This is a genomic window from Tabrizicola sp. (assembly GCF_030373185.1).
Lineage (GTDB): Bacteria > Pseudomonadota > Alphaproteobacteria > Rhodobacterales > Rhodobacteraceae > Tabrizicola.
Genome location: NZ_JAUCZH010000003.1, coordinates 246935 through 271226, shown reverse-complemented (window position 1 = coordinate 271226; position 24292 = coordinate 246935). Strand labels below are relative to the sequence as shown.

Here is a 24292-nt window from a genome sequence, read left to right as displayed (position 1 = left end):
ATGGACGCGGCCGGATACACCACCCTGAACCGCCAATCGGGCCTGATGCGCGAAATGGCGGTCGTGGCGAACAATCTTGCCAATGCCTCGACCACTGGATTCCGGCGCGAGGGTGTGGTGTTTTCGGAATACGTCACCGCGCTGGACGTGGACCCGTCCCTGTCGATGGCCCATGCCAGCGCCCGGCATGTCGACCTTGGTCAAGCCACGATCAGCCAGACCGGCGGCACATTCGACTTTGCCATTCAGGGCGATGGATTCTTCTTGATCGATACGCCGCAAGGCGAAAGGTTAACCCGCGCTGGCAGCTTCACCCCATCGGCTGAGGGGGAACTGGTGACACCCGACGGCCACCGTCTGCTTGATGCCGGAGGCGCGCCGATCTTTCTGCCGCCCGACGCAAGAGCGGTTGCGCTGGCCCGTGACGGAACGCTTTCCGCCGATGGCCAGCCGATTGCGCAAGTGGGCCTGTGGCAGCCGGAAAACCCGCTTGGCATGCGCCACCAGTCCGGCACGCTTTTCGCCGCCGATGCGCTGGAGCCTGTGGAAGAAGCGGTGATCCTGCAAGGCATGCTGGAAGACAGCAACGTCGAACCCTTGTCCGAGATCACCCGGATGATCGCGGTACAGCGCGCCTATGAGCTTGGGCAAAAGTTCCTTGACGCGGAAGATGAACGGGTCCGTGGCGTCGTCCAGACGCTTGGCCGATAGGGGGTTGCAATGAAGGCGCTTCACATTGCCGCAACGGGCATGGCCGCCCAGCAGATGAAGGTTGATGTCGTCTCAAACAACCTCGCCAACATGTCGACCACGGGCTACAATCCCCGCCGCGCCGATTTTGCCGACCTGCACTATCAGCAGATGGCCCGGCCCGGCAGCGTCTCGGCCGCCGATGGCAGCATGCTGCCCACCGGGGTGCAGATCGGGCTTGGGGTCCGTCCGGCAGCGGTTTCCGTGATCTTGGGCCAGGGTTCGCTTGATCTGACCGGCGGCGATCTTGATGTCGCGATCGACGGCAACGGCTATCTGGAGGTAACCATGCCTTCGGGCCAGACGGGCTATACCCGCGACGGCGCCCTGAAGCGCTCAGCCGACGGGCTGGTCGTGACTTCGGATGGATTCGCGGTCGTGCCGGGGATCACCATTCCTGCGGATGCGCGCGGACTGACCATCAGCCCTGCGGGCGAGGTCTGGGCCGATTTCGCCGACCGTATAGAGCCGGAACTGCTGGGCCAGCTGACCCTGTCGACCTTCTCCAACGAAAAAGGATTGGAGGCGATGGGGTCCAACCTTTTCCTGGAAAGTCCTGCATCTGGCCCGGCCTTCTCGGCGGCTCCGGGGCAAGACGGGCTGGGGACACTGCGGCAAGGCTACCTTGAAAGCAGCTCGGTCGATGCTGTGCGTGAGGTCACCGAACTGATCAAGGCCCAGCGCGGTTATGAGCTGAACGCCAAGGTCATCACCGCAGCGGACCAGATGCTTGCCGCAACCACGCAGGTGCGATGATGTGGCGGGCGCTGATCATTTTGCTCTTTGCGTCACCCGTGATGGCGGAAAGCGTGATCGCCACCCGGACGATCCGCGCCCAGACGGTGATCGGGCCGGACGACCTGACCCTTGTGAACGCCGGGCTGCCGGGCGCGCTCAGCGATACGGCGGCCGCGATCGGGCTGGAGGCGCGGGTCGCCATCTATGCTGGACGGCCCGTGCGGCTGGCCGACCTTGGCCCGCCTACCCTTGTCCAGCGCAATCAGGTTGTAGCGCTGGTCTATCTTGCCGGCGGGTTGGCGATTTCTACCGAAGGCCGCGCACTTGCCCGCGGCTCGGAGGGGGAGGTCATCCGCGTGATCAATCTTGCTTCGCGCACCACTGTCAGCGGCCGGATCGGGCCGAATGGTGCGGTTTTTGTTGGATGGGAAGAATGAAATGATGTTGCGTTGCACCCTTCTGCTTTCAGTCGCCGTCGCCGGATGCGGCAAACTTGGCCAGGTTGGCCGCGCGCCAGAGTTCTCGCCGCTGGAAGGTAGTTCGCAGAACTATGCGATGTATGCCGCCACACTGCCCGAAGACTTGGCCGCCAGCACGCCCGCCGATGACTCGTCGCTTTGGGAAGCGGGAACCGAATCGCTGTTCGGTGACCGTCGCGCGGCAACGCGGGGTGATATTCTGACCGTCGTGATCGAGATTGATGACAGCGCGGCCATCTCCAACAGCACCGGGCGCAGTCGCAGCGGCCAGCAAAAATCCGGCCTGCCTGAGTTTCTGGGAATCCCGCAGCGCCTGGACGAGGCACTTCCCGATGGTGCCAGCATGGCCGAGGCTTTTGAGTCCAAATCGTCCTCCACCTTCAAGGGCTCCGGCAATGTGGCGCGGAATGAGCAGCTGACCCTGCGTATTGCCGCGACCGTGGTGGAGCAGTTGCCTAACGGCGTTCTGCGGATCGAGGGGCAACAGGAAGTCCGCGTGAACTTCGAAATGCGCGAGCTGATCGTGACCGGTTTCGTCCGGCCCATCGACATTTCGCGCCAGAACGAGATCACCTATGACAAGATCGCTGGCGCGCGGATCGCTTATGGCGGGCGCGGGCAGATCACTGACATGCAGCAGCCCACCTATGGCCAGCAGGCCGCCGACATCCTGCTACCGTTCTGATCATGATCCGAAAATTGCTTCCCATTCTGCTTGCGCTTATTGGGCTAGGTGCCGGCGTCAGTGGCGGGCTTGTGTTTCGCCCGCCCCATGACTCGCCGGATCACGGCACCCCGGGCGAAGATCCGGCGGCAATGGACGGGGCCGTTGCCCCGGCCGATCCAGAAAGCATTCCGACATATGTCAAGATGAACAACCAGTTCGTCGTGCCTGTCGTAAAGGAAGGCCGGGTGGCTGCGATGGTGGTCCTGTCCCTGTCGCTGGAGGTGGAAACCGGCATGAGCGAAGCCGTCTATGAACGAGAACCCAAACTGCGAGACACCTTCCTTCAGGTGCTGTTCGATCATGCCAATGTCGGCGGCTTCAGCGGCTCTTTCACGGACGGATCAAACCTTGTGGTTCTGCGCACCAGCCTCAAGGAGGCGGCGGCGACAATCCTGGGAGCAACGGTCAAGGATGTGCTGATCACCGACATTGCTCGGCAAGACAGCTAGGATTTTCCGGCCAAACGCCGGGCGACACCCTGCAAGGCTTCGACCCTGCCAAAGGCTGTTGCAGCGTCTGCTCTGGCCTCGATCACGGCAGCCGACTGCCGGGCCATCACACTGTTCAGTTCTGCCCGGCGGATATCAGCCCAGCGCTGGTAGCCGATATTCACGATCCCGGCGGCAACTGGGGGCAGATCGCCAGGTGCTTCTTCGGCGTTGATCGCCGCAAGCTGTGCGCGGCTGAGATCAAGCCGTCTGGTCGCGTCTCGCAGCCCGCCCAGACGGTGATCCAATACCAGATCAGCCAGGCCTTTGATCGCCTGCAAATCCTGCTTGCGGGTCATGATCTTTGCGCCTTCCTGCGCATGGCATCGGCAAAGCGGATGGCGGCCGCGACTGCGCGGTAATGTTCAGCCCGGACCTCTTGCCCAAGGTCTACCGTGGCAAAGATCGCCCGCGCGGTCGGAGGGTCGCTGTGCAGGGGGATGCCATTTTCTGCGGCCCGCGCCCGGATCACGCGGGCAATCTCGTCCACCCCCTTGGCCACACATACCGGAGCCCCGCCTTTCGCCCGGTCCCAGCGCAAGGCAACGGCGTAGTGGGTCGGGTTCACCACCACGACATCGGCGGTTGCCACATCAGCCAGCATGCGGTTCGTCGCCACTTCTTGCGCCCGCTGGCGGCGGGTGGATTTCAGGTGTGGATCGCCCTCGCTCTGCTTGTATTCATCCATCAATTCCTTGCGGGACATGCGGTTGCGCTGACGGTGGAGGTGAATTTGCCAAAGAAAATCGATCCCACCAAGGGCAGCTGCCAATAGCAGCAGGATGAACAGAAACTCCAGCGTCAGGCGGGCAAGGACAGCGGTTGAAAGGGCTGGCGTCAGGTAGATGGTCGCCAGAATGTCTTCAAGGCGAGACGCCAGAAAAAGGTAAAGCAGCGTCGAAACGAGGCCGAGTTTGGCCGCGCTTTTCGCAAATTCCATCAGCCCTTCTGGCCCGAATTTGTGCTTTGCCGTCGCGACGGGCGAAATCCGCGACAGCTTCGGCGCAACACGTTCCGGGGCAACGACAAAGCCCCGGGTCACCACGATCATGCCAACGACGACGACCATCGGCATCAAAAGAAGGGCAAGTGGCGGCCCGGCAAAGGCCAGCAGAATGCCCCCCAGCGGGCCGCTTGACCCGGTTGCCATCAGCCGCGCCAGACTGTCAGACTGATCCAGCAGCACAGCGCCCGCCGTTCCGGCCCGTTCGACAACCCAGCCCCCCATTGCCACCAGCCCAAGCACCAACCCGGCGATGCCAGCCGCCATCAGAAGATCGGCAGACCGAGCAATGTCACCTTTCTTGCGCGACTCGATCAGCTTCTGTGGCGAGGCTTCGTGTTCCTTGTCGGTGTTGTCGTCGTCTTCCCCGCTCATGGCTGCCCCGCAAAGGGATTGGCAAGATAGGCCCCGAACGCCTCCAGCCAGACGGTCAGCAGGATCGGGGTCGCCACCGCAAGCAGGGCAAGGCCGCCAAGCGTAAGCGCCGGGGCGCCAACCATCGAAACCATAAGCTGCGGCATGGCGCGGTTGATTGCACCAAGCGCAAGATTGTAGACCATCGAGGCGACGACGAAAGGCGCGGCCAAGGTGAAGGCAAGGCTGAAGGTCTGGCGGACAAGGCCAAGGCCCCAATCCGCGGCCACAGCGGCATCAGGGTAGCCACCCGCGGGCAGGATGCTGTAGGAAAGCACCACCAGTTCCGCCGCACGGACATGCAGACCCGCCCCCAGCGCAAGCGCAATTCCCGCAATCAGGAACAGGTTGCCGATCGCCGGTTGCGGCTCCGGCGCGGCTCCGGCGAAGAGTTGCGAAAGTGTCGTGGCCTGCGCGATGATCGCCGCAGCGGTCTGCAAGGCCAGAAGAAAAAGTCGCATCCCTGCCCCAAGGATAAGGCCCGTGACCGCCTCCCCGGCAAGCGGGGCAAGTGCTGGGGCAGGGCCGTTTGCACCCAGATCCTCGGCCACGATCGGCGCGACAATGGCGGTGAAGGCCAGCACTAAGCCAAGCTTCACCCGCTGTGGGACCGCCGCGTCGCCAAAGCCCGGCATCAGCGCCACAACCGCGCCGATCCGCACAAAAACAAGGGCAGCGGCCCACAAAAGCCCCTCGGCAAGATCCAGAAGCGCCGCCAGCTCAGACAGCACCCCCGTCATGCCGGCACCTGTCCAAGCAGGGCCGGACGTGCCTCGGTCCCGATTTCCTCATAAGACAGGACGGGCATCTGCAAGCCCTTCGCCTGCACCACCGTGCGCAAGAAACGCCGACGCGCAACTGACGTGACCAGCGCCGGATAGATCCCGGTCTCGGCGGCTCGGTTCACCCGTTCCGCCAGACCATTGGCCAGCCGGGCAAAAAGTTCAGGCGGCAGGGCGATATCGCGCTGCCCCCGATCACTGTCGATCTGGTAGGTAGCGAAGGATTTCTCCCACTCGGGAGCAAGCTGGATCAGAGGAACCGATCCGTCAGGCCGTTTCAGCTCGGCAATGATTTGAAAGCCAAGCCGTTGGCGGACATGTTCACAGATCGCCTCGGGCGTGCCGAATTGCCGGGCTTCGGCCACCGCCTCAAGGATCAGCGGCAGGTTGCGGATCGATACCCGTTCGTCCAGCAGCAGCCGCAAGACCGCATGCAGAAGGTCAATCGGCACCTTGTCGGGCAAAAGCTCATCCAGCAGGCGGCGGTTGGCTTCGGCGCGGGCGGGGTCTGATAGTTTCACAAACTCGTCCAAGAGCCGCCGCAGACCGCGCAGAGTCAAAAGCCGCGAAAGGTTTGATTTCATCACCTCAAGCAGATGGGTGGCCAGGACTTCGGTCGGTGAGACAACGGTCAGGCCGGACAGCGCCGCATCCTCTTGCTGGTCCGGCCTTATCCAGCGGGCGGGCGCGCCATAGACCGGCTCTTGCACATCCATGCCATCGGGCGCTGGCGTGCCTTCGGTCAGCAGGACCAGCACGCGGTCGGGGAAAAGCCGGTCCGACACGCGTTCCACCCCTTGCAGGCGGATCCGGTAGCGCCCGGCGGCAAGGGCGGCTTCGTCGGTCAGCCGGATCTCGGGCAGGATGAAGCCGAAAGCGGTGGCCACATGGTTGCGCATATTCGCAATCCGACTGTCCAATCCGGTGGCCGGATCAAGCACCATGGCCACCAGATTGGGCGCAAATTCAATATGGATGTCATCAAAATCAAGGACATCACCAATGGATTTCGGGCGCGCCGGCTCCAACGCCGGAGGCGGCACTTCTGCCAGATTGGTGGCCTTGCGTGACTGAATCACCGCCACACCGCCAAGGACAAGCGCGGCAAGGATGAACGGCAGGAACGGCATCCCCGGCACGATCGCAAACAGCGCCATCAGCCCGGCAACCGTTCCCAAAGCCCCCGGATAGCGGCCAAGCTGGGCGAAAAACGAAACGTCAGCCGCGCCCTTCTGGCTGCCCTTGGCCAGAAGAAGCGCTGCCGCGACCGAAATGATCACGGCCGGAATCTGGCTGACAAGGCCGTCTCCGACCGTCAGAATCGTGTAGGTACGAAACGCGGTTGCGGCATCGAGATCGTGGACAACCAGCCCCACGATCAGCCCAACCACGATGTTCAGCACGGTGATCAGCAAGCCGGCGATAGCATCGCCCTTGACGAATTTCGACGCACCGTCGAGCGAGCCGAAAAAATTCGTCTCGGCCAGTTCAACCTCACGCCGCCGCTTTGCCTCGGCATGGTCAATCGCGCCTGCCGACATGTCGGCATCAATTGCCAGCTGGCGGCCCGGCATCCCGTCCAGCGCAAAGCGGGCGCCGACCTCGGCCATCCGGCCCGCGCCTTTGGTGATCACCATGAAATTGACGATCAGAAGGACGACAAAGATCACCAGCCCAAGGATGATATTGCCGCCCATGATGAACTCGGCAAAGCCTTCGATCACATGGCCGGCAGCATCGGTTCCGCTGTGGCCATTGCCGATGATCAGCTTGGTCGAGGACACATTCAGCGACAGCCGCAGCAAAAGCGAGGCAAGCAGGATCGTCGGAAAGGCCGAAAAATCCAGTGGGCGGTCGATGAACAGCGTGACCGTCAACATCAGAATCGCCAAGGCAAAAGAAAGAGCAAGACCGATGTCCAGCAGCCAGGCCGGAATTGGCAGGACCATCATCACGATCACCGCCATCAGCCCGAGTGCGAGCAGGATCGTCGGCCGGAAAGCTGCGCCAAGTGTCAGGCCAAAGGGCATCTTACGTCCCTCCGATCAGGCGCAGGCTACCCGCAGTGGCCGGCACCAGTGACCCGCGGCTGCCTGACTGCCCGGCGACAAGCAGGGGAAAGCTGTTGGTGCGATCCTGCGCTGTCTTGGGGATGGGAAAGCCCGCACCACCACCAAGATCGGCAAGGACGGCCTCGAAGCGGGCGCGGTAGCGTTCGGCGTGTTCCGGCGTGGCGGAATGATAGGCCGCGGCGGCGGCAGACCAGTCGCCCGTGTCAGCGTGGTGCTGGGCCAGATAGTCGGCGGCATAGGCTGCGTTCCGGTCCGGGTCCAGCATGTCTGCTATCGATGTGAAGGCTTCTGCATGCCAACGGTAGTTCAACTGGAAGCAGCCCAGATCAATATTGGTAAGCCCCGCGTCAATGGCATCGGCAACAAGGTTTTCGGCCGCGCGCGCCGACTCCAGCCAGTGGCCCTCGCCACCAAGATTGATCGTCCAGGGCCAGGGTCTGCCATGTCGGCCTGTTTCCACCAGCGCCACGGCCAACAGCACATCCTGGGGAACACCGCTGCGCTTTGCAGCCTCTGTTGCGGCCAGCAGGCAAAGATTGGCGGCATCCGTAGTCGCGGAGCCTGCCGATGACAAAAGCAGCATTGCGATGACGGAGTATCTGATGGAACGGATGATCAGGCTCTGGGGCATTCCACTCTCCTCCCGCGGCATTCTGCCGAAGGGCTTTCGCAGACTAGGCGACGAATCTTGCCAAGCGGTTAGCGGTGTCAGGGAAGCGGTGTGGCAACGCTGGTCAAAAGCGTCTCTACTGCGCCCCGGGTAGCGGCGCTGTCATCAACGAGCGCCGCGCCACGCGCCAGTGGGCCAGCCTCTGCCGGCCGGAAGGGCAGGGCAGCGGCGGCCGCATCGGACCAGATTTCGGACTCGCCAGCCTGTAGCCCGGCCCAGTTTCGTTCCCATGCCAGAAGGCGCTCTGCCTGATCCGTCATTCCGGCAGCTTTATAGGCCTGCCGCGCGCGAACCAGCGCTCCGACCTGCACAAGGGCGGTTGCTCGCAAGGCTTCATCCCCGGGATCGGTCAGCCCGTCCAGAAGCGCTAACCCCCTGATCGCATCGCCACGCGCCAGTTCCGCCCGCGCGGCAAGCCTTCGCTCTGCTTCGCCGTCGGACGGTTCGATCCGGCCCAGCCATGCAAGGCCGGCTTCGGCAAAGCCAAGGTCCACCAGCCGTGTCGAAACGGCAAGCCTGACCACAGGCCGGATGCCCGGGACTGGCCCGCTGCCAGGCAGCACCGCGTGACGCAGGAATGCGTCGTCAGTCGCAAGGCGTTGCACGACATGCCAAAGATCGCTTGAGTCAAGATCAAGCGCATCCGCCGTGGCAAAAGCGGCATCCGTCTGACCGGAAAGCGCAAGTGCCAGTACAAGCGCCCGGTTCTGGTCGGGTGGGGCGGCGCGCGCCCCGGCTTCGCCGAGAATGGCACGCAGCGAGGCTGCGACATCGGGCGGCAACGGGTCAGCCTGCCGGAAATGCGTCTCTACCAGCGCAATCAGACCATCGGGGTTACCTTCATCCTCTGCGATGGCCGCCCTCGCATGCGCGCGCGCGCTTTCAGGCCTGTCCGCTCGGAGTTCGGCGGTTGCATCCAGAAGCGAAACGGCGGCTGTCTGGATATCTGGCGTCCGGGCCAGTGTGTCGCGGATCATTCTGGCCGCAACTGCATCGCCACGCTCCTGCAACTTTTCGGCGAGACCAGGCCCTAGCAACGCCCGCAGATGTGGCGGCAGCGCCAGAAAGCCGCGCAGGATCGCATCGCTATTGACGGCTCTGCCTTGCGGCAGGCGCGTATGGGCAAGAGCGGCCCAGAGTGCGGCAGGTCCGTCGCAGGACAGCATGCCGGCAAACGGGGTTCCGGGGTCTTGGGATCCTTCAATCAGACGGGCCATGGAAAGATAGGTCGCAAGTTCCTCCGGCTGGGTTTGCCCTGCAAGAAGGGCACCGTACTGGGCAGCCTCTGCCCCGAAACCAAGATAGAGATGCAGCCGGATTGCCTGAAGCACTGCCGCCGGGTCAACCACGTCAAACTCACCATAAAGACCAGAGCGCGCTTCTGTCAGAAGATCAAGCGGAGTGCGACCAGCCCCCCATTCCGGAAGGGCCAGAACATCATCCGGCAAGCAGGCACCGCCGTCTGGCAAAAGCGCATCTGGCGGGATTTTCGGGTCCGTTACCCGCAATCCCGGCATCTCACCGATGCTGATCCGCGCCCAGGGAAAATCTCTGGGTGCTGCCGGTTCCGTCCTGGGCGGCTTGCCGGGAAGTTGCATGTCGATGACGCCTCCGGCGGCACCGCGACTGATCTGTTCCAGCAGCTCGTCCCGCAAGGGATCAAGTGTAATCACCCCGGCCGCTGGCAGCGATCCGGACAGAAGATCCGCCCCCGCCGCGGTCGTCCGTTGTCCGATGTTCAGCCAGTCATAGGTGGCCATTTCCGTGGCAGCCAATGGCGGCTCTGGCTCGCTGCGGTCGGGAACAGTGAAGGCATCCTCGAACGCCGATCCCGGGGGCGCGGGTCCGTCCTTGATGTCCAGCACCACCATCCCGGGACGATATTCGAAAGGAAAGACGTGGCAGGCGCAGGCAAGCATCAACTGGAGGATCCCCGTGCCTGCATCAACGCGAAGGGCTTGCAGGCGGGTTCTCGGAATCCGCTGCCATACGCGCGACAGGTCATAGTCAGGTTGGGCCTCTGCACCAGACGCGAATGCATATCCCATCGGCGTGCGACCCACTGTCCATTCAGCCTCAGCGGGCAGTTCCACCACAAGCCGTGTGAAATTCGCATGTTCCCCCGAGATCACCCGTGCCGTCTCGGCCACAGCGGGGGTGGCAAGAAGTGCAAGGGTGGCCAGCAGCCGGATCATGCGGCGTCCTGCTTGAGGGCGCGCATCGCCTCCTCCAGTTCACTGAAGCCCGGGCGGACCTGATGCGGGGTGTTCTGGCGACCGACTTCGATGCAGATATTCGGCGGATGGCGGTGCAGGTTTGCGATCAGAACCTCACGGATCAGATGGTAGAAATGAATATCCTCCTCCACCACGGACTTCACCCGCGCCGCGAACGGACCCATCAGCCCATAAGCAAGAAAGACGCCAAGGAACGTCCCGACCAGAGCGCCGCCAATCATCTTGCCCAGCACTTCGGGCGGCTGGTCGATTGACCCCATGGTCTTGATCACGCCCAGAACGGCCGCGACGATCCCCAGCGCCGGAAGTGCGTCCGCAACGGTCTGCAACGCGTGACTTGAATGCATCGCGTGGTGCAGCGTCGCTTCCATACGCTTGTCCAGCACTTCTTCAACCTGGTGTGGATCGTCATAGTTCATTGAAGCGGCGCGCAGGGTATCGCAAATGAGATCCATCGCTTCATGGTCATTCTGGACGCGCGGGTATTTGGCGAAAATCGCCGAAGTCGCCGGAGACTCGATATGTTCCTCAAGTGCCACGGGGTTGGCCCGGGCAAGACGGATCAGTTCGAACAGAAGGCAAAGCAGGTCACGGTAGTCTTCGGGCTTCCATTTGGGGCCTTTGAAAACTTTGCCTACATCGCGTACCGTGTGTTTCACGGCTGCCATGTCATTGGCGATCAGGAACGCACCCACCGCCGCACCGCCGATCATGATCATCTCGAACGGCAGCGCCTTGAGGATGATGCCCATCTTCCCCCCGGCCAGCATGTAGCCGCCGAAGACCATGATGAGGATGACAGCGATGCCGATCAGGCCAAGCATTTCGGGTCCTGTGAAAGTTGTTTCCAGCAGTATCAGGGGGCGGGGTTAAGTTTCTCTCACCAGGCGCCGGGATTCGGGACAGAAACTGCGGCGGTCAGTCTTTCGGGGCCGTCAGTCTTTCGGGGCCGTCAGTCCTTCGGGGCGCTTGCGTTTCGTCCGGCCACGATGACGCTGACGCCATAGGCCGCTTCGGCGGACATGCCGGAAAGGATTGCGGCGGCTGATTCGGGAGACATGCGCCCCAGAAATCCGGCGGCAAAATCGGGGGACATGGCTTCGAACAGGGCAGCCGCGTCCTTGGGCTTCATTGCCTGATAGACTGCAGTCAGCCGCGCGATGTCAGCCTCGGCGGCACCATCTGCAAACGCGAGCGTTGCCTTCAGCTCGGCCTCCATTGCCTGCATCTGGACCAACCGTTCGGCAATCGCCGCATCCGCCAGTGCAAGTGCGGCAAGACGGTCCTGCAAGGCGGCTTCCTGCACGATGACCCGCTCTTCACGCAGCCGAATTGCATCAGTCAGCGCCATCGGCGTTTCGCAGGCAGCAGGCTCAGTGAGCGCCATCGTCGAGGCTGGCGGGTCGTCGGCATTGGCAAGCGCCACGCCGATACCAGAGCCAAGCCGTAGCGCCCCCGATGCAGCGAACAGCATCGCCACGATGAACAATGTTCCCCGGCCAACGCGTCGGCGACTGCTCATTGCGCGGCCTCAAGCGTGTCCCGCCCAGCGCGACGGCGAACAAACCGCAAGCGCCGTTCGTCTTCGGGCGCGTCATCGGTTGCCGGGGCGGCAGGGGATTCTGCCGATCTGGATTGGGGTTCGGGCAGATCGTGCAACGAGGCCACGAGCAGTTCCAGCCGCTTGGCCACTGCTTCGCCCCGAACCGTCAGTTCCTCCAGGCTTTCGGCAGAGCCGTTCGCAGCCCCACGCGCCTTTTCCAACGCGACGGTCATGTCATCAACCTGCGCCGACAAGACGGCTATTGCCCCGCCCATGCCGGTTTCAAGCGTGGTGAAACGCTTGAGCCTTTCCGACAGGACGTAGCAGTAGACCCCAGCCCCGAAAGACCCGGCCACCAGAAGAATATCCGCGATGAGATCCATTCTTCCCCTCGTCAGTTCAGAACGAATTCGGTGATCAGCAGATCGCGCACCCGGCCTTCACCGGTAACAATCTGGATCCGCCGAAGCATTTGCGCGCGCAGCCGGGCCATGGCTTGAGGATCTTCGATCGAAGCGGTGTCGATGGCACGAAGATAGCTGTTGAGCACATCAAGGATGCGCGGGGCCAGCAAGGTCACATCCGCCGCCGCCGTGTCGACAACTTCGACCTGCGCGGTAAAGCGCAGATACTTGCTGCCCGAATCGGCCCCAAGCGAGACGATCATTGTTTCAAGCGGCACAAAGGCTATGCCTTTGAGTGGCCCGGGCGCAGACTCCGCCTTGGTGGTCTGCCCGCTACCCGGCAGGATCATCCCTGACCAAGCCGCAAAAAAACCGCCGCCGCCCAAAAGAAGGGCCAGCACGATTCCGATCATGATCGGCTTTTTCGAGCGTTTGGCCGGTGTGTCCTGTGCGGTAGCTTCTGCGGTTGCCATGTCCTGCACCTTGATTGCGACAAGGCGACCATAGGCCGAAGGACACTAACCGATTGTTAAGCGGCCTAGGTCAATCGTCGGGCATCGGCAGAACCGCCGTGCCGGAGATTCGCCTTGCAGAACGTGATCGCCATCTGGTCCACCCTCGACCTGCGCCGCAGGATAATCATCGTCGGCGCGACGCTTGCCATGTTCGCCGCGGTCCTTGGCCTAAGCCGCATGGCCGCGCAGCCAGATATGGTGCTGCTATATGCGGGCCTCGAACCCGCCGCCGCAGGGGAAGTCGTTACCGCGCTGGACCAGCGCGGGGTGGCCTACGAAGTGGCGCGCGATTCGATCCTTGTTGACGCGGCGCAACGTGACAGCTTGCGGATGGCACTGGCCTCGGAGGGGCTGCCTGCGGCGGGGGGCGGGGGCTATGAACTGCTCGATAATCTGTCGGGCTTCGGGACCACGTCGCAGATGTTCGACGCCGCCTATTGGCGCGCCAAGGAAGGTGAGCTTGCCCGCACCTTGCTGGCCCTGCCGGAGATAAGGGCCGCCCGCGTTCATATCGCCAGCGCGCCCACCCGCACCTTTCAAAACGCAACCCAGGCCTCGGCTTCGGTCACGGTTACCACCACTTCGGGCGCGCTTTCGGAAAGTCAGGCGCGTGCGATCCGGCACATGGTCGCCAGCGCAGTCGCGGGCATGCAGCCCGATGCAGTGCAGATCATCGACACTGTCGCAGGCCTGATCGGGGGGCAGGAAACGGCCGGGTTCGATGGCAGAGATGCCGCCGACCGGGCCGCCGCGATCAAGGGCAATGTCGAACGGCTGCTTGCCGCAAGGGTCGGTCCGGGCAAGGCCGTGGTCGAGGTGGCCGTTGATCTGGTGTCAGATCGCGAATCCATCACCGAACGCAGCTTTGACCCGCAAGGCCGCGTCGCGATCTCGTCCGAAACTGAAGAACGCACGGGCAGTTCAACCGATCCGGGGGGCAATGTGACCGTGGCATCAAACCTGCCCGAAGGGGACGCGGCGGCAGGCGCCCAAGGGCAAAGTCAGACTTCGGAAACGCGTGAGCGGATCAACTACGAAGTGTCGGAAACCCAGCGCGAGATCTTGCGAAACCCTGGCGCAACCCGCCGGATGACTGTGGCCGTGATGGTCGATGGTGTAGTCAGCATCGCCGCCGATGGCACCCGCAGCTGGACACCCCGCCCCGAGGAAGAGCTTGCCACCCTGCGGGAGCTTGTCGCCTCTGCCGTCGGCCTGGACGAGGCGCGCGGTGATATCCTGACGCTGAAATCATTGGAGTTTCAGGAGCTTACATCCCCCTTCGGGACGGAGGCCAGCAGCAGCTTTCTGCCACAGATCGGGCCGCTTGACGTGATGTCGATGGTCCAGACGGCGGTGCTGGCACTGGTTGCGCTTGTCCTTGGCCTGTTCGTGCTGCGTCCGATCCTGACCTCGGCCAACCGGCCCGCGCTTGCACCAACCGGCCCGACGCTCGCCTTGCCACCTGCCGCAGGTTTTGCAGGCGCGGCCCTTGATGGCGAGGTGGAGACCGGCTTTGCCATACCCGGCTATCCGGGATCTTCGCGCGATACGGCGGGGGAAGATGGCGAGGATGACCCCGCCTCCCGCCTTCGCCGCCTGATCGAACAACGCCAGACCGAATCGATCGAAATTCTGCGTGGCTGGATGGAAACCGAAGAGGAGCGCGCCTGATGCCCGCCCTTCGGCTTGAAATCTTTGACACCGCAACTGCGGCGGACGGTAGCCCTCAGCCACTGGTCGAGGCAAGCGCAGCAGAGGAAGCCAAGATCGCTTCGTTCGAACAGGGCTATTCCGCAGGCTGGGAAGATGCAGCCGCGGCCCAGCAGGAAGACCAGAGCCGCATATCCGCCGATCTGGCGCGCAACCTGCAAAGCCTTGCCTTCACCTTTCAGGACGCGCGCGGCCATGTCTTGCAAGCGATCCGCCCGCTGATCCTTGAGATGACCAACCGCCTGTTACCCGAAGTGGCGCGCGAAACGCTGGCGCCGACCGTCCTTGATGCGCTGATGCCGATGGCAGACGATCTGGCCGATGCGCCGCTGACGCTGGTTCTAAATCCTGCCGTGCGCGACCGGGTAGAGGGGCTTGTCGCACAGGCAACCGGTCTTCCGATGCAGATCGAGGAAGAACCTTCGCTGGGGGAAGGTCAGGTCTACATCCGCTTCGGTCCCGCCGAGACCAAGGTCGATCTGACCCAGGTCACCGCCGATATCACCGCCGCCGTCAGGGGCTTTTTCAGCCTGACCACCGAGGAGACTCCCCATGGATGACCTGTCCGACCAGAATCCCTTCAGCCAGGTGCCGATCGAAGTAACCATTTCGGTCGGCCGCGCCCGCCCTCTGGTGCGGGATCTGTTGCGCCTGTCAAAGGATGCAGTCCTGCAACTGGATCGCCGCGTGGACGATCCGGTGGAGCTTTACGTTGGCGACCGTCTGATCGCCCGCGGCGAACTGACCGAGCTTGAGGGGGAAAACGCGGGCCAGCTTGCGGTGCGCCTCACCGAGGTTGCCAATCTGCGCGGTGGTCTGTGACCCGCAGCCTGACCCCTGCGATGACGTTGGCGCTATTGCTGATGGCAAGCCCGGCGCTGGCGCAGGAACTGTCGATCAGCCTTGGTCAGGACAATTCGCTGTCGCTGCGGTCCGTGCAGCTTCTGCTGTTGATCACCCTTCTCAGCATCGTGCCGGGGCTGGCGGTGATGGTCACCTGCTTTCCCTTCATCGTCACGGTGCTGTCGATCCTGCGGCAAGCCATCGGGTTGCAGCAGGCCCCGCCGAACATGCTGATCATCAGCCTGGCGCTGTTTCTGACCTGGTATGTGATGGACCCGGTCTTTACCGAGGCCTGGGTCACCGGGATCGAGCCGATGACCAATGGCCAGATGGAGGTTGGCCCCGCCCTCCAGGCCGCACTCGCCCCCTTCCGCACCTTCATGGCGCTGCGGGTGGATCCGGAGACGTTCCTCACCCTTCAGGATCTTCGCGCCACACCCCCGCTGCCCCCGGCCGAGGCGCCCCTTTCGCTGCTGGTTCCGTCGTTCCTTTTGTCCGAGATCCAGCGCGCCTTCGAGATTGGCTTCATGATCTTCCTGCCCTTCCTGATCATCGATCTGGTGGTCGCCGCGATCCTGATGTCGATGGGGATGATGATGGTCCCGCCTGCCGTGGTTTCCCTGCCGTTCAAGCTGGCGTTCTTTGTGGTGGCGGATGGCTGGGCGCTGATCTCTGGCGCGCTGGTGCGCAGCTATTTCTAGTCCAGCACCTTGGCAGTGGCCACCCACCAGCCGGGATGCTCGGCACGCAAGGCTGCGGCGGCAGACTCGGCTTGGGCTGCGCTGGCGAACATCCCGAAATGTGTGGCGCCCGAACCCGACATGCGCGCCAGCAGGCAGCCGGGCAGCGCCGCCAGCGCCGATTGCACCTGTGCAAGAACGGGTGCCACCACGTTGGCCGGAGTAACAAGATCATTCCGCGTCATCTGCGCAAGCCAGCGGGCAAGATGCTCTGCCGAGCGCAGGGCGGCTGCGGGAAGGCCCGGAACGACCGGGTTTTCCCGCTGCGTCAGCGCAGAAAAGACACGGGGCGTCGGCACCGGCACGCGCGGATTGGCCAGCACAAGCCAGAATTCCGGCAACGGCGGCAGGCCTGTCAGTAGCTCGCCCACGCCCGCCATCCGTGACGGCTTGCCCGCCAGACAGACCGGAACATCCGCCCCAAGCGCCAGAACCTCTGCCGGGCCGGGCAACGCCTGTCCGGTCAAACGCGACAGCGCCCGCAAGCTGGCCGCCGCATCCGCCGACCCCCCACCGATACCCGAAGCCACCGGCAGCGCCTTCCAAAGCCTCAGTTCCGCGCTTTTTACGCCCATGGCCCGCGCAGCACGCAGGACAAGGTTGTCGTCCTCCACCGAAAGCGCCACCGCTTCAGGGCCGGTCAGCACAAGGGTAAGGCCCTTGCCGGGCAGAGCGGTTACCCGGTCACCGACCCCGGCAAAGACCACCAGACTGTCCAGCAGATGGTAGCCGTCGTCGCGCCGCCCCGTGACATGCAGACAAAGATTGACCTTGGCCGGGGCAAATTCGGCGGCAAGCGGGACATCATCCGAGGCTTCAAGGTCAGTTGGCATCCCCGGCCTCTTCGGCCATCACCGCGTCAAGACCGATGTCCAGCTTGCGCAGTATCCGTTCGGCATCCTTTTCGGTCGGGTCAAACGACAGCGCGCGACGCCATTGAAACTGCGCCTCAAGCTTGCGGCCCACCATCCAGTAGACATCGCCCAGATGGTCGGTCACGATCGGATCGACCGGCTCCAGCAAGGATGCGCGTTCCATTGGTTCCAGCGCCTCTTCATAGCGGCCCAGCCGGAAATAGGCCCATGCCAGACTGTCGATGATATAGCCCTTGTTCGGGTCAGCGGCGACGGCGCGTTCGATCATGCCAAGGGCTTCGTCCAGCTTTTCGCCCCGGTCCACCAGCCCGTAGCCAAGATAATTCAACACCTGCGGCTGCGACGGGTTCAGCTCCAGCGCGCGGCGGAAATCGGCTTCGGCGGCGTCCCAGTCCTTTGATTGTTCGTGACTTATGCCGCGATAGAAGAACAGAACCCAGTCCCTTTCCGTGATCTCTGGCAACAGGTCGATGGCCGCGCCATAGGCGATTTCGGCCTCGTCAAAGCGTTCCTCCATTCGAAGGATGTCGCCCAGCGCAAACTGCACGCCCAGGTAACCGCCATGGCTGCGCGCAAGCGATTGAAGCGCCTCGATTGCCGCGTCGGATTTGCCAAGCGACCGCAGCGACCCGGCCCGCCCGATTTCAGCCGAGACATAGGAAGGGTCTTCGGCCGGGAAAAGCGCATAGGTATCAACCGCCAACTGGTGCTGACCAAGCGATTCCAGCACGTCCGCCGTCAACAACAGCGCATCCGAATGGTCTGGCCGCAGAAACCCCGCCACCCGAAGATGCAACAGGGTGTAGACCGCGTCGGCATCGCCATTCAGCGCGGTCGAGACGGTGTAGAACACCTCGGCGATCCCGTCGCGCGCTGACCGCACCGTCTCGAAGGGCAGCGGCTCGCCCGCCTCCAGCCGCCGACGCACGGGGTCGATGATCGGGTCCGGCCCCGTCCCGAACGACCGGTCCAATAGGGCCACTGCGTCGGCGTTCCGTTCCAGTTGGCTGAGAATCTGCGCATGCGCAAAGATTCCACGCCGCATGACGAAAATCGGCCCTGCTGCACGGCCCGACAAGATGGCGTCAGCGCCCTCGAAATCACCGACCGAGGCGAGCGCCAGCGCCTTGTGATAGTAGCCAAAGGCCTCAAGCCCGTTGGTTTGGGTCACCGCGTCAAACGTGGCCAACGCCTCTGACATCTTGCCTTCGCCCACCTTGGCCCAGGCGATGACCAGTTCATCGACCAGATCCCCAAGGTCGCGCCCCGCATCGAAAGAGACCAGAAGGGCCGCATAATCCTCGCGGCTTGCCTCATCGGCCAAGAGCGCGAACTCGCCAAGCTGGCTTGTCTCTCCGCCCAGCGCCTTCAGGATGCGCGCGGCCTCGGTAGCAATGGCAAGGTTTCCGTTTGCCAGTTCGGCAAGGATCGCGCCCTCAAGCAGTTGCGGGTTGCCGGAATCCGAAAGGATCGCCTTGCCATACCAGCCGGCAGCCGCGCGGAAATCGTTCTGCGATTCCGCGACCCGCGCGGCCAGATAGGCCCCGGCATCGCCCTCCCCCTCGGCCCGAAGCGGCGACCCGATCGCCGCAGCAAGCACCAGCGCGGTCAGGGTGCGGGAAACGATATGCAACATTGAACTTCCTCCGGGGGACTTGCCCGGAAAGCTAGCGGCCCGGCCCTGCCAAGGCAATGGACCGCCTCCCGGCCCGTGGCGCCAGAACGCCACGGACGGACAACCTTTCGTGAGACCGCCTACATGTTGGGATAGTTCGGCCCGCCCCCGCCCATTGGCGTGGTCCAGTTGATGTTCTGGCTGGGATCCTTGATGTCGCAGGTCTTGCAGTGGACGCAGTTCTGAAAATTGATCTGGAAGCGCGCGGCCTCGCCCTCGCCGATCACCTCATAGACCCCTGCCGGGCAATAGCGCTGCGCCGGCTCGGCGTATTTCGGCAGGTTGATCCCGATAGGAACCGACGTGTCCTTCAGCACCAGATGCGCGGGCTGGGCCTCGTCATGGTTGGTAAAGCTGAAGGCCACGTTGGTCAGCCGGTCAAACGACAGCTTGCCGTCGGGCTTGGGGTAGTCGATCACCTTGTGGTCCTTGGCCAGCCCCGTCGCCGCCGCGTCGGATTTGCCGTGGCGCAGCGTGCCAAAGGCCGTCAGCCCCACAGTGTTGAGCCACATGTCCACGCCGCCGCCCATCAGGCTGGCAACCAGCCCATAGCGCGACCACAAGGGTTTGACATTGCGTACCTTCTTCAGGTCTTTCGCAATCGGCCCGCTGCGAACCGAGGCTTCATAGCTGTCAAGCTCGTCGCCCTGACGCCCGGCCTTGATCGCCGCATTGGCCGCCTCTGCCGCCGCAATGCCCGACAGCATCGCGTTGTGGTTGCCCTTGATGCGCGGCACGTTCACGAGGCCCGCCGAACATCCCAGAAGCGCCACACCCGGCGCAACCATCTTCGGAATGGACTGCCAGCCCCCTTCGCTGATTGCCCGCGCGCCATAGGCCACGCGCTTTCCGCCCTTCAAAAGCTCGGCCACCATCGGGTGATGCTTGAAGCGCTGGAATTCCATATAGGGGTAAAGATGCGGGTTTTCATAGTTGAGGTGAACCACGAAGCCGACATAGACCTGATTGTTCTCAAGATGATAGATGAAGCTGCCACCGCCGGCATTCTTGCCAAGCGGCCAGCCCATCGTATGCGTGACTGTCCCTTCACGGTGCTTCTCAGGATCAATCTCCCAGATTTCCTTCATGCCAAGGCCGAATTTCTGCGGGCATTTGCCTTTGGAAAGCTGGTATTTCTCGATCACCTGCTTGGACAGGCTGCCGCGCACGCCTTCCGACAGGAAGACATATTTGCCGCGCAGTTCCATCCCCGGTTCATAGGATGGCCCCGGCTCGCGCGTTTCAGGGTCACGGCCAAATTCGCCCGCAACGACGCCGACAACGGTATCGCCCTCGAACACAAGCTCGCTGCACGCCATGCCGGGGAAAATCTCTACCCCCAGACCTTCGGCCACGCCCGCCATCCAGCGGCAGACATTCGCCATGCTGACGATGTAGTTGCCGTGGTTCGACATCAAGGGCGGCATCGGCCAGTTCGGGATGCGGATCTGCCCGGCGGGGCCAAGCATGTAGAAGTTGTCTTCGGTCACCGGCACCTTGATCGGCGCATCCATGCCGCGCCAGTCGGGCAGCAGCGCATCAAGGCCTGAAGGGTCCAGCACCGCGCCAGAAAGGATATGCGCGCCGACCTCGGACCCTTTTTCCAGCACGACGACCGAAAGGTCGGCGTCCAGCTGCTTCAGCCTGATCGCGGCGGAAAGACCGGCAGGCCCCGCCCCGACGATCACCACATCATAGTCCATCTTCTCGCGCTGGATCGCAGTCATCGCTTGTCCTTCCCGGTCGTCACCGCTCGCCCACCGATTTTCCCTCAGGAAACGCCGGCTTTCTGCGGACATCCTGTTGCCGCAAGGTGGCCCCGAGGTCAACCATGACGCAACATCACGCCAAGACGCCATCCGGGAATGAAACTTTCTGTCCCGGCTGCGACGACGCGCCGCCTGTCCCCGGCATGCCCCCTTGCAATTGCACGCCCCATCGGATCAGGTAGTTGCAAGACAAGTCCGAAGTCATGGGTCGAAAAACGGTCCGTGACTTCTTCTTTTCGTGTGGAAGACTGATGGAAAAGATCCCGATGACCCGGCGCGGCTACACCGCGCTGGATGAAGAACTGAAGCAGCTGAAGACGGTTGACCGTCCGGCCATCATCCGTGACATCGCAGAAGCGCGTGAGCATGGCGACCTGTCGGAAAACGCCGAATATCATGCTGCCCGCGAAAAGCAGGGCTTCATCGAAGGGCGCATCAAGGAGATCGAGGGAACACTGTCGCTGGCGGACGTGATTGACCCGACGCGCCTGTCCGGCTCGATCAAGTTCGGTGCCACTGTGACGGTATCCGACGAAGATAATGGTGATGAAAAGACCTATCAGATCGTTGGTGAGACCGAGGCCGACATTGAAAGCGGCCTTCTGAACATCCGCTCCCCCCTTGCCCGTGCCTTGATCGGGAAGGAAGAGGGCGATTCCGTCGATGTGAAGACTCCCGGCGGCACGCGGTCTTACGAAATCCTGTCGATTCGCTACCTCTGATCAGGCGAGGCCCTGATGAAGCCGGCTCAAGACCCGCTCAGAAAGGATACCGGCCCCGCAAGGGACGCTGGCCTTGGCCTTTTGCCAAGCCAGAAGGAAAGGTCCGGCAGGGGAATGGAAATCGCGGGCGCGATCCTGACCCTGATCTGGGCGCTGTTGATCCTTGTCTATGTCCTGATCGCTCCGCCCGGCAGCGACGCACAGACCTTTGGTCTGGTGCTGACCCTGTTGATGGTCTTTCTGCCAATTGCTCTGATCTGGGTCGTGGTCATCACGCTGCGGTCGGTGCGCGAACTTCGCGCCGAGGCGGCGCGGCTACAGGCTACGGTCGATGCGATGCGGACAAGCTATGTCCAGACACAGTCGCAGATACCCCCGCAGCCGGCTGGAATCTCCTCGGTCGAACGCAAGATCGACGAGATCGCTGCCGTTACGCGGCAGGCGGAAACGGTGCTTGCGACATTCACCTCGCGCCGCGATGTTGCGCTGACTGTGCCTTCGGCAGACCGCAAGGCTGCCCTTGCCGCGCCGAAGGCCGAACCGGGGGCCGAACAGCCCGGGCTCGCCCTTGGCAGTCCGGCCGAGGATCTGCGCGCGCCGCTTTCCGTGGCCGATTTCATCCGCGCCCTGCAATTTCCTGAAACACCGGATGACAAGGACGGCTTCCGGGCTCTGCGTCTGGCACTGGAGGACCGAACAGTCGCCAAGCTGATCCGCGCCGCGCAGGATGTTCTGACACTGCTTAGCCAGGATGGCATCTACATGGATGACCTGACGCCAGAATTGTCCCGGCCCGAGCTTTGGCGGCGCTTTGCCGCTGGCGAGCGCGGGCGGTCCATCGCCGCGCTTGGCGGGATCCGGGATCGAAGCTGCCTTGCCCTTGCCAATGCGCGGATGAAGGCCGACCCGGTCTTCCGTGACGCCGCTCACCATTTCCTGCGCAGCTTCGACAAGACCTTCGCCGCGTTCGAGCCGAATGCGACCGATGCGGAACTTGCCGACCTGTCAGACACCCGCACGGCCCGGGCCTTCATGCTGCTTGGCAGGGTGACCGGCACCTTCGATTGAACGGCTGTCGCCCTTTCAGGCACGCGCTGGAAATCTATCCCTCTACAGATCGGGATTCTGGGCGTCCGTTCCTTTCATGCCGGGTCATGCCGCAAGGGGATGAAACTTTGTTCCGCGGTCTCTATGTTTCCACCATAATAGACCATCCAAGGCAGAGGCCCCAATGTCCGTCCGCATCAACGATTTCGCCCCCGATTTCACTGCTGAAAGCACCGCCGGAACCATCCGGTTTCACGATTGGCTGGGCGACAGCTATGCCATCATCTTCAGCCATCCGCGCGACTTTACCCCGGTCTGCACCACCGAATTCGGCGCCGTGGCCCAGCTTGCGCCAGAATGGAAAAAGCGAAACACCAAGGTGATCGGAGTTTCGGTAGATTCCGTTCAGGACCATGAAAAATGGCAGCGGGACATCGAAACCTTTGGCGGCGCGGCAGCGGAATTTCCGATAATCGATGACAGCAGCCTGACCGTGGCCAAGGCCTATGACATGCTGCCCGCCGACTATTACCTGCCGACCGAAGGTCGCACGCCGGCCCATTCGGCCACTGTCCGCACGGTCTATATCGTCGGGCCGGACAAGAAGGTGCGCCTGACCATGACCTATCCGATGTCAGTGGGCCGCAATTTTGCGGAAATCCTCCGGGCGCTGGACGCGGTGCAGAAGACCGATGGCGTGCCACTTGCGACCCCGGCCAACTGGGTGCCGGGGCAGGATGTGATTGTGGCGCTGGCCCTGAATGACGATCAGGCGCGCGAACGTTTTGGCGAACTGGATATCCGGCTGCCCTATCTGCGCTTTGCCAAATCCCCGGCCTGAGGCCTGATCAGGACCGACACGGCCTGACGCCCACGCAGAAGCCTCTGCGTGGGTCGTATTGCAAGATCCCGGAAGTCGCGAAGCCGGATGCCAGCGCCATTCATCACGACCAATGTTCACCCGCACGGCGATCCGCCAAGCCCATCGGGGGAAACCCAAGCAAGATTCCGTGACATTTGATACGGCTTCTGCCCGGAAAGAATTCTTGCGAGGCTCGTTGCGATTTTGAATCTGATCTGATCAGGATGCGGGCAGCGATTGATTGAATGACGCCGGTCCGCACCTGTTTGGCGGCACATTCTTCAGGCCTTGCGAACCTTCTGGAAAGTCGACCGATGAATCTGAAAGCCACTGTCATCATTCCAACCTTCGATGATTGGGGCAGCCTTCAGATGTGTCTTGATTGCCTTGACAGGCAAAGCGCATCTCCGACGCTGTTTGAGGTGATCGTCGCAAACAACAACTCCTCGGCCGAGGTTCCGCAATCCTTGCGCCTTCCATCGAACACACGCGTGATCCATGCGGCCAAGCCGGGCAGCTATGCGGCGCGCAATGCCGCATTGCGGGAAGCACGCGGAGACGTGCTGTTCTTTACCGATGGCGATTGCAAGCCGGACATCCGCTGGATCGAGGCTGGGCTGGCAAGAATCGCAGATCTGGGTCCACACGGGCGTATTGCGGGGGCGGTGGAACTTTTTCCGGAAGGCCCCAACTGGACCGGCCCCGAACTCTACGACCGGATCCACGGGTTGCAGCAAGAGACCTATGCCGGCAAGGGTTGGGGGGTTACCGCAAATCTTGTCGTGCGGCGGGCGGCCTTTGATCTTGTCGGACCTTTCGACGAAGACCGTTTTTCCGGTGGAGACCGTGATTGGAACCTCCGGGCTCAGGAAATGGGCTGTGGGTTCTTCTATTGTCAGGAGACCTTGATCCGTCACCCTGCCCGGGCAAGTTTCCCGGAACTGGCAAAGAAACGCAGGCGCACGCTGGGTGGCAGGCATCATGACGAGCTCCGGGGCGCATTGCCCAAGCGGCCGTTGAGGCACTACCTGTCCTTTTTGTCAGCCTTTGAAATTCGCCGGACCCTCTCTTATCCCGGAATGACAGATTGGGAAACCGTGCAGGTATTGTGGGTTGCCTTCCGACTTGGCGTGGTCTCGTTCCTCGAAGTTGCTCGGCTGCGGTACCTCTCGGGCGCTCCGACGCGAAGCTAGGCCAAAGACAGCTGATTTGCAGCCAGCCGCGCGG

General features: G+C 62.8%; 26 protein-coding genes. 13 read left to right on the top strand and 13 right to left on the bottom strand.

All coding sequences use genetic code 11. The annotated features are described in order from the left end of the window. Genes QUV21_RS07940 through QUV21_RS07920 form a run of 5 tightly spaced genes read left to right on the top strand, consistent with a single transcriptional unit; the run spans window position 1 to window position 3143 of the window. Entirely contained in the window at window positions 1-711 is a 711-nt protein-coding gene (locus QUV21_RS07940; protein WP_300854091.1) for a flagellar hook-basal body complex protein, read from the top strand. Window positions 712-720: 9 nt separating this feature from the next. Further along, window positions 721-1506, top strand: a complete 786-nt coding sequence (flgG, locus tag QUV21_RS07935) for a flagellar basal-body rod protein FlgG (protein WP_300854090.1) — start codon at window positions 721-723, stop codon at window positions 1504-1506. Continuing rightward, window positions 1503-1925 (top strand): flagellar basal body P-ring formation chaperone FlgA, encoded by a 423-nt coding sequence (gene flgA, locus QUV21_RS07930; RefSeq protein WP_300854089.1) that lies wholly within the window; start codon window positions 1503-1505, stop codon window positions 1923-1925. Before flgG ends, flgA begins: the two co-directional genes overlap by 4 nt. 7 nt (window positions 1926-1932) lie before the next feature. Continuing rightward, a complete protein-coding gene (gene flgH / locus QUV21_RS07925; protein WP_300854171.1) occupies window positions 1933-2652 on the top strand; it encodes a flagellar basal body L-ring protein FlgH in 720 nt (239 codons plus the stop codon). A 2-nt stretch (window positions 2653-2654) separates the two neighbouring features. Then, window positions 2655-3143, top strand: a complete 489-nt coding sequence (locus QUV21_RS07920; protein ID WP_300854088.1) for a flagellar basal body-associated FliL family protein — start codon at window positions 2655-2657, stop codon at window positions 3141-3143. On the opposite strand, the gene QUV21_RS07915 is transcribed toward QUV21_RS07920, so the two are convergent. The 10 genes from QUV21_RS07915 to QUV21_RS07870 form a co-directional block, all read right to left on the bottom strand. After that, window positions 3140-3481 (bottom strand): hypothetical protein, encoded by a 342-nt coding sequence (locus QUV21_RS07915; protein WP_300854087.1) that lies wholly within the window; start codon window positions 3479-3481, stop codon window positions 3140-3142. The genes QUV21_RS07920 and QUV21_RS07915 overlap by 4 nt on opposite strands. After that, complete coding sequence (locus QUV21_RS07910) at window positions 3478-4560, bottom strand: flagellar biosynthesis protein FlhB (RefSeq protein ID WP_300854086.1); 1083 nt, start codon at window positions 4558-4560, stop codon at window positions 3478-3480. The genes QUV21_RS07915 and QUV21_RS07910 overlap by 4 nt, the downstream gene beginning before the upstream one ends. Then, on the bottom strand, window positions 4557-5339 hold the full coding sequence (locus QUV21_RS07905) for a flagellar biosynthetic protein FliR (protein WP_300854085.1): 783 nt from the start codon (window positions 5337-5339) through the stop codon (window positions 4557-4559). Before QUV21_RS07905 ends, QUV21_RS07910 begins: the two co-directional genes overlap by 4 nt. Further along, a complete protein-coding gene (flhA, locus tag QUV21_RS07900) occupies window positions 5336-7411 on the bottom strand; it encodes a flagellar biosynthesis protein FlhA (RefSeq protein WP_300854084.1) in 2076 nt (691 codons plus the stop codon). Before flhA ends, QUV21_RS07905 begins: the two co-directional genes overlap by 4 nt. Before the next feature lies 1 nt (window position 7412). Continuing rightward, window positions 7413-8084 (bottom strand): transglycosylase SLT domain-containing protein, encoded by a 672-nt coding sequence (locus QUV21_RS07895; RefSeq protein WP_300854083.1) that lies wholly within the window; start codon window positions 8082-8084, stop codon window positions 7413-7415. A gap of 77 nt (window positions 8085-8161) precedes the next feature. After that, entirely contained in the window at window positions 8162-10318 is a 2157-nt protein-coding gene (locus QUV21_RS07890; protein WP_300854082.1) for a hypothetical protein, read from the bottom strand. Next, the gene (gene motA / locus QUV21_RS07885) at window positions 10315-11184 is read right to left on the bottom strand and encodes a flagellar motor stator protein MotA (RefSeq protein WP_300854081.1); all 870 of its coding nucleotides are present in this window, start codon (window positions 11182-11184) and stop codon (window positions 10315-10317) included. Before motA ends, QUV21_RS07890 begins: the two co-directional genes overlap by 4 nt. Window positions 11185-11312: 128 nt before the next feature. Further along, entirely contained in the window at window positions 11313-11882 is a 570-nt protein-coding gene (locus QUV21_RS07880; RefSeq protein ID WP_300854080.1) for a hypothetical protein, read from the bottom strand. Beyond that, complete coding sequence (locus QUV21_RS07875; protein ID WP_300854079.1) at window positions 11879-12286, bottom strand: hypothetical protein; 408 nt, start codon at window positions 12284-12286, stop codon at window positions 11879-11881. The genes QUV21_RS07880 and QUV21_RS07875 overlap by 4 nt, the downstream gene beginning before the upstream one ends. Window positions 12287-12297: 11 nt before the next feature. Further along, on the bottom strand, window positions 12298-12780 hold the full coding sequence (locus QUV21_RS07870) for a flagellar basal body-associated protein FliL (RefSeq protein WP_300854078.1): 483 nt from the start codon (window positions 12778-12780) through the stop codon (window positions 12298-12300). Between the two features lie 114 nt (window positions 12781-12894). Here QUV21_RS07870 and fliF point away from each other — a divergent pair, with 114 nt between their 5' ends. From fliF to fliP, 4 genes are read left to right on the top strand one after another with little or no spacing between them, the layout of a single operon-like run. Continuing rightward, on the top strand, window positions 12895-14493 hold the full coding sequence (gene fliF, locus QUV21_RS07865; RefSeq protein WP_300854077.1) for a flagellar basal-body MS-ring/collar protein FliF: 1599 nt from the start codon (window positions 12895-12897) through the stop codon (window positions 14491-14493). Continuing rightward, window positions 14493-15092 (top strand): flagellar biosynthesis protein, encoded by a 600-nt coding sequence (locus tag QUV21_RS07860; RefSeq protein ID WP_300854076.1) that lies wholly within the window; start codon window positions 14493-14495, stop codon window positions 15090-15092. The genes fliF and QUV21_RS07860 overlap by 1 nt, the downstream gene beginning before the upstream one ends. Continuing rightward, the gene (locus QUV21_RS07855; protein WP_300854075.1) at window positions 15085-15354 is read left to right on the top strand and encodes a FliM/FliN family flagellar motor switch protein; all 270 of its coding nucleotides are present in this window, start codon (window positions 15085-15087) and stop codon (window positions 15352-15354) included. The genes QUV21_RS07860 and QUV21_RS07855 overlap by 8 nt, the downstream gene beginning before the upstream one ends. Before the next feature lie 20 nt (window positions 15355-15374). After that, window positions 15375-16076, top strand: coding sequence for a flagellar type III secretion system pore protein FliP (gene fliP / locus QUV21_RS07850; protein ID WP_300854170.1), 702 nt, complete (start codon window positions 15375-15377; stop codon window positions 16074-16076). Here the strand turns inward: fliP and QUV21_RS07845 are convergent. The 3 genes from QUV21_RS07845 to QUV21_RS07835 form a co-directional block, all read right to left on the bottom strand. After that, window positions 16073-16948, bottom strand: coding sequence for a 4-(cytidine 5'-diphospho)-2-C-methyl-D-erythritol kinase (locus QUV21_RS07845; RefSeq protein ID WP_300854074.1), 876 nt, complete (start codon window positions 16946-16948; stop codon window positions 16073-16075). The two genes, fliP and QUV21_RS07845, sit on opposite strands and share 4 nt — an antisense overlap. Next, entirely contained in the window at window positions 16938-18626 is a 1689-nt protein-coding gene (locus tag QUV21_RS07840) for a tetratricopeptide repeat protein (protein WP_300854073.1), read from the bottom strand. Before QUV21_RS07840 ends, QUV21_RS07845 begins: the two co-directional genes overlap by 11 nt. A 119-nt stretch (window positions 18627-18745) precedes the next feature. Beyond that, window positions 18746-20392: an electron transfer flavoprotein-ubiquinone oxidoreductase gene (locus QUV21_RS07835; RefSeq protein ID WP_300854072.1), complete on the bottom strand. Its 1647-nt coding sequence runs from the start codon at window positions 20390-20392 to the stop codon at window positions 18746-18748. A gap of 293 nt (window positions 20393-20685) precedes the next feature. Here QUV21_RS07835 and greA point away from each other — a divergent pair, with 293 nt between their 5' ends. The 4 genes from greA to QUV21_RS07815 all read left to right on the top strand — a co-directional run bounded on the left by greA (window position 20686) and on the right by QUV21_RS07815 (window position 24258). Further along, window positions 20686-21156, top strand: coding sequence for a transcription elongation factor GreA (gene greA / locus QUV21_RS07830; RefSeq protein ID WP_300854071.1), 471 nt, complete (start codon window positions 20686-20688; stop codon window positions 21154-21156). Between the two features lie 15 nt (window positions 21157-21171). Continuing rightward, on the top strand, window positions 21172-22224 hold the full coding sequence (locus QUV21_RS07825) for a hypothetical protein (protein ID WP_300854070.1): 1053 nt from the start codon (window positions 21172-21174) through the stop codon (window positions 22222-22224). A gap of 163 nt (window positions 22225-22387) precedes the next feature. Beyond that, entirely contained in the window at window positions 22388-23044 is a 657-nt protein-coding gene (locus tag QUV21_RS07820; protein WP_300854069.1) for a peroxiredoxin, read from the top strand. A 335-nt stretch (window positions 23045-23379) separates the two neighbouring features. Further along, window positions 23380-24258 carry a glycosyltransferase gene (locus QUV21_RS07815; protein WP_300854068.1) on the top strand — a complete coding sequence of 293 codons (879 nt, stop codon included), beginning with the start codon at window positions 23380-23382 and terminating at the stop codon, window positions 24256-24258. Window positions 24259-24292: the final 34 nt, after the last annotated feature.